The sequence below is a fragment of the Bradyrhizobium sp. genome, assembly GCF_019242285.1.
Lineage (GTDB): Bacteria > Pseudomonadota > Alphaproteobacteria > Rhizobiales > Xanthobacteraceae > Bradyrhizobium.
Window position 1 is genome coordinate 1 of record NZ_JAFAVV010000635.1, and the last position, 2,807, is coordinate 2,807.

General features: G+C 66.3%; 3 protein-coding genes. 1 reads left to right on the top strand and 2 read right to left on the bottom strand.

The annotated features are described in order from the left end of the window. Together JOY90_RS25935 and JOY90_RS25940 are read right to left on the bottom strand one after the other, a co-directional pair. Positions 1 to 730, bottom strand: a 730-nt coding sequence (locus JOY90_RS25935; RefSeq protein WP_291693957.1) for an FAD-dependent monooxygenase, incomplete at its 3' end; no start/stop codon positions are given. A gap of 15 nt (positions 731 to 745) precedes the next feature. Then, positions 746 to 1,717: a tripartite tricarboxylate transporter substrate binding protein gene (locus JOY90_RS25940; RefSeq protein ID WP_291693958.1), complete on the bottom strand. Its 972-nt coding sequence runs from the start codon at positions 1,715 to 1,717 to the stop codon at positions 746 to 748. 157 nt (positions 1,718 to 1,874) lie between these two features. Here JOY90_RS25940 and JOY90_RS25945 point away from each other — a divergent pair. Then, positions 1,875 to 2,807 (top strand): cation diffusion facilitator family transporter (locus JOY90_RS25945; protein WP_291693959.1); only part of this gene is annotated, 933 nt, incomplete at its 3' end.

The window sequence follows — 2,807 nt, forward strand, 5'->3', positions numbered from 1 at the left end:
CGCCCTTGGCCGACCAGGATTCGCGGGTGAGCCCCTCGAACGGCTCGGGCACGCTGGTGACGAAGTAGACCTCGCTTCTCGTCCGCGTCGTGTAGTAGATCACGATGTGGCGGTCGGTCCCCCACCATTTCGTGCGCGAGGCGCCGAGGTCCCTGCCGTTCATCAGTGCGGCGGGAAACACTGCGCGGTAGGCGATGCGGCCCTTGTGTACCGGGGCGTCGCTGCCGACGATCAGCTCCCGCACCGTCGAATGCACGCCGTCGGCGCCGATCACGGCATCGGCGGCTGCCCGCGAGCCGTCGGCAAAGCTTAAGGTCACGCCGCCGTTCGCCTGATCGAGGCCAACGAGCTTCTTGCCGGTATGGACGGTATCGGCGGGGACGGCCGACAGCAGCGCGTCGTGCAGGTCGCCGCGATGCATGCACAGATAGGGTGCATCATAAAGGCTTTCCGGCATCGGCAATTCGCGCGTGATCTCGCCGCTGTCGCCGATCCGGTTGAGATGTGAATAGGGCGCGAACGAAACCTCGCGCAGGCGCGGCTCGATGCCGATATGGCGCAACACCTTCATCGAGTTCGGCATCATCTGGATGCCGGCGCCGATGCGCGCGAAGCGCGCCGCCTGCTCGTAGACCTGCACGTCGGCGCCGATCTGCCGCAGCGTGGCGGCGGCGGCCAGTCCGCCCATGCCGGCGCCGACGATGGCGATGGACAATGGCTGCCCAGGCATCTCCTTCCCTCCCGACTATTTCTTCTCGATGCCGGCCTTGAGGATGACGGCATCCCATTTCTTCACATCGGCCTTGAACAGCGCCATCAACTCCTCGGGACTGCTCGGCCGCGACTCGATGCCGAGATCGTTGAGGCGTTGTTTGATGTCGGGCTCCGCCAGCACCTCCTTCAGCGTCGCGTTGAGCTGGGCGATGATGGCCGGCGGCGTCCCGTGCGGCGCGAACAGGCCGTTCCAGGACGTCACCTCATAGTCTTTTACGCTGCTTTCGGCCGCGGTCACGAGGCTCGGCATCGAGGGTGAGCGCTTCACCCCTGAGGTCGCAAGCAGTCGCAGCTTGCCGTCGTCGACCTGGCCTTTCACCGCAGCGGGAAAGTCCAGCATCATCTGCACGTCGTTGCGCAGCAGCCCGACGACGATGTCGGGCGAGTTGCGGAACGGCACGATCTGCACGTCGATGCCGGCCGCCGATTTGAGCAGCTCGGCGCCGAGGTTCTGCGTGCTGCCCACCGTGACGGTGCCGATGTCGAGCTTGCCCGGCGCAGCCTTGGCGGCCGTGATGAAGTCGGCCAGCGTCTTGTAGGGCGAGGCGGCGTCAACCGCGAAAACCAGGTCGAAGCTGCCGAGCATCGAGATCATCTCGAAATCCGTGGCTGCATCGAACGGCAGGCGCTTGAACAGCGCAGCGCTAATCGCGGTTCCGTTGCTCACGAGGCCGAGCGTGTAGCCGTCCGGTGACGCCGATATCACCGACTTCGCGGCGGTGATGCCGCCGGCGCCCGGCATGTTCTCGATCAGGAAGCGCTGGCCGAGACGCTCGCCGAGCCTGTCGGCGACGATGCGCGCGCTGACGTCGGCGACGCCGCCGGCGCCGAACGGCAGCACGATCCTGACCGGATGGTCCGGATAGGCTCCGGCATCGACCGACGTGGTCGCCATGGCGGCAAGGAGCGTGACAGCCATTCTCAGCGCGTTCGGTCTCTTCATCGTCTTCCTCGGATACGTTGCGATGACACCGCGGATATAGGCCGTGTGTCTCTGCCAGGCGTAGGCCGTTCGGTCCGCCGCGCTTGCCACGGCACCGACGCGAGAGTACTTGCGGTTGGTGGCCTACTGCAACGTGAGGGTCGAAGGAAGGGCTGTCATGCCGAACGACAATGATCGATCCCGCGATCACGATCATCATGGTCACCATCATCATGATCATGGGCACGTCCATGATCACCGTGGCGGTCACGTCCACGCGCCCGCGAGCTTCGGGCGGGCGTTTGCGATCGGCATTTCGCTGAACACGGCGCTGGTGCTGGCGCAGGCCTTCTACGGCTATCTCGCCAATTCGACGGCGCTGCTCGCCGATGCCGGCCACAATCTCGGCGACGTGCTCGGACTGCTGGTGGCCTGGGCGGCTTCGGTCGCCGCTAGGCAGGCGCCGAGCGGCCGCTTCACCTACGGCTTCCGCGGCTCTTCGATCCTGGCGGCCCTCGCCAATGGCGTCTTTCTCCTGGTCGCCACCGGCGCGATCGGATGGGAAGCCATTCTGCGGCTGCGCGACCCCGAGCCGATCGTGGGCGTCACCGTGATGATCGTCGCCGGCATCGGCATCCTCATCAACGGTGCGACCGCGCTGTTGTTCGCCGGCGGCCGGCATGGCGACATCAATATCCGCGGTGCGTTCCTGCACATGGCTGGCGACGCCGCGCTCTCCGCCGGCGTCGTCGCCTCGGCGGCGGCCACGCTCCTGACCGGCTGGCTGTGGCTGGATCCGGTGATGAGCCTCGTCATCTGCGCGGCGATCCTGTGGAGCACCACGGGGCTGTTGCGCAGCTCGTTCGACATGTCGATGGCCGCCGCTCCCGAGAGCACGGATGTCGACGCCGTCCGCAGCTTTCTCGAGCAGCGGCCCGGCGTCGCCGCCCTTCACGATCTGCATGTCTGGCCGATCTCCACGACGGAGACGGCGATGACCTGTCACCTCGTGATGCCGGGCGGCCATCCCGGCGACGCCTTCCTGATCGATTGCGCACGTACGCTGAAGCAGAGCTACAGGATCGGGCACGCGACGTTGCAGATCGAGCTT

Bases quoted from the DNA above. Each gene is read 5' to 3' on its own strand.
- JOY90_RS25940 (WP_291693958.1), bottom strand. From the start codon at position 1,717: ATGAAGAGACCGAACGCGCTGAGAATGGCTGTCACGCTCCTTGCCGCC.